The sequence below is a fragment of the Limnohabitans planktonicus II-D5 genome, assembly GCF_001270065.2.
Classification (GTDB): domain Bacteria; phylum Pseudomonadota; class Gammaproteobacteria; order Burkholderiales; family Burkholderiaceae_C; genus Limnohabitans_A; species Limnohabitans_A planktonicus.
Genome location: NZ_LFYT02000071.1, coordinates 1 through 2,188, shown reverse-complemented (window position 1 = coordinate 2,188; position 2,188 = coordinate 1). Strand labels below are relative to the sequence as shown.

Genomic DNA, 2,188 nt, shown 5'->3' with positions numbered 1-2,188 from the left:
TCAATATCAATCAACACAAAAGCAGCCTTTGCAATCTCTTGCCAAGCAACTTTTGTTTTGAATGAAGATTTATCCAGGCCACTGCAAGGCCCGCTCAACATGTCGATAAGTGATGGTGGAGGATGACGGGATCGAACCGACGACCCCCTGCTTGCAAAGCAGGTGCTCTCCCAGCTGAGCTAATCCCCCGTTGTCTTACCCTTGGCACCTTTGAGCACCTGTCTTCAGAAGGATTGGTGGGTCTGGTTGGTCTCGAACCAACGACCCCTGCGTTATCAACACAGTGCTCTAACCAACTGAGCTACAGACCCAAGCCGGTCACCAATGACCAGGCATCAGCCAAGCCGTCAGCGACTACCCTTCCAACAACCGATAAGTGTGAGCGTTCAATTTAGATTGCAGTTTCCAGAAAGGAGGTGATCCAGCCGCACCTTCCGATACGGCTACCTTGTTACGACTTCACCCCAGTCACGAACCCCGCCGTGGTAATCGCCCTCCTTGCGGTTAGGCTAACTACTTCTGGCGAGACCCGCTCCCATGGTGTGACGGGCGGTGTGTACAAGACCCGGGAACGTATTCACCGTGACATTCTGATCCACGATTACTAGCGATTCCGACTTCACGCAGTCGAGTTGCAGACTGCGATCCGGACTACGACTGGTTTTATGGGATTAGCTCCCCCTCGCGGGTTGGCAACCCTTTGTACCAGCCATTGTATGACGTGTGTAGCCCCACCTATAAGGGCCATGAGGACTTGACGTCATCCCCACCTTCCTCCGGTTTGTCACCGGCAGTCTCATTAGAGTGCCCAACTGAATGTAGCAACTAATGACAAGGGTTGCGCTCGTTGCGGGACTTAACCCAACATCTCACGACACGAGCTGACGACAGCCATGCAGCACCTGTGTTACGGCTCTCTTTCGAGCACGAAGCTATCTCTAGCGACTTCCGTACATGTCAAAGGTGGGTAAGGTTTTTCGCGTTGCATCGAATTAAACCACATCATCCACCGCTTGTGCGGGTCCCCGTCAATTCCTTTGAGTTTCAACCTTGCGGCCGTACTCCCCAGGCGGTCAACTTCACGCGTTAGCTTCGTTACTGAGTCAGTGAAGACCCAACAACCAGTTGACATCGTTTAGGGCGTGGACTACCAGGGTATCTAATCCTGTTTGCTCCCCACGCTTTCGTGCATGAGCGTCAGTACAGGTCCAGGGGATTGCCTTCGCCATCGGTGTTCCTCCGCATATCTACGCATTTCACTGCTACACGCGGAATTCCATCCCCCTCTACCGTACTCTAGCTATGCAGTCACAAAGGCAGTTCCCAGGTTGAGCCCGGGGATTTCACCTCTGTCTTACATAACCGCCTGCGCACGCTTTACGCCCAGTAATTCCGATTAACGCTTGCACCCTACGTATTACCGCGGCTGCTGGCACGTAGTTAGCCGGTGCTTATTCTTACGGTACCGTCATGAGCTCCTAGTATTAATAGAAACCTTTTCGTTCCGTACAAAAGCAGTTTACAACCCGAGGGCCTTCATCCTGCACGCGGAATGGCTGGATCAGACTTGCGTCCATTGTCCAAAATTCCCCACTGCTGCCTCCCGTAGGAGTCTGGACCGTGTCTCAGTTCCAGTGTGGCTGGTCGTCCTCTCAGACCAGCTACAGATCGTTGGCTTGGTGAGCCTTTACCCCACCAACTACCTAATCTGATATCGGCCGCTCCAATCGCGCGAGGCTCTTGCGAGTCCCCCGCTTTCATCCTTAGATCGTATGCGGTATTAGCGTAACTTTCGCTACGTTATCCCCCACGACTGGGCACGTTCCGATATATTACTCACCCGTTCGCCACTCTCAAGGGGTTGCCCCCTCTACCGTTCGACTTGCATGTGTAAAGCATTCCGCCAGCGTTCAATCTGAGCCAGGATCAAACTCTATAGTTCGATCTTGATTTTTTTCGGCCTTTCGACCAACTCATAAATTGGAATCAACGTGGTCACCATCTCTGATTTCCACATCTTTTTTACTTCATGAGCGTTTGTTAGCTAATTAAAGCTAAGTTCCGAAGAACTTGGCAATCACCATCAAACGCCCACGCTTATCGGCTGTATATTTTTAAAGAACCTAAGCAGCTTGGAGCCACTTTGTTTGCCTCACTGCGATCAGCGAAGCCTTCTATTGTATCACGC

Annotated in this window: 2 tRNA genes and 1 rRNA gene; all 3 read right to left on the bottom strand. The window is 51.8% G+C overall.

Annotation, left to right across the window (positions count from 1 at the left end):
* Positions 1 to 113: 113 nt before the first annotated feature.
* Positions 114 to 189 (bottom strand) — tRNA-Ala (locus H663_RS40755).
* 45 nt (positions 190 to 234) lie between these two features.
* Positions 235 to 311, bottom strand: a tRNA-Ile gene (locus tag H663_RS40750).
* A gap of 98 nt (positions 312 to 409) precedes the next feature.
* A 16S ribosomal RNA gene (locus H663_RS40745) occupies positions 410 to 1,942 on the bottom strand.
* Positions 1,943 to 2,188: the final 246 nt, after the last annotated feature.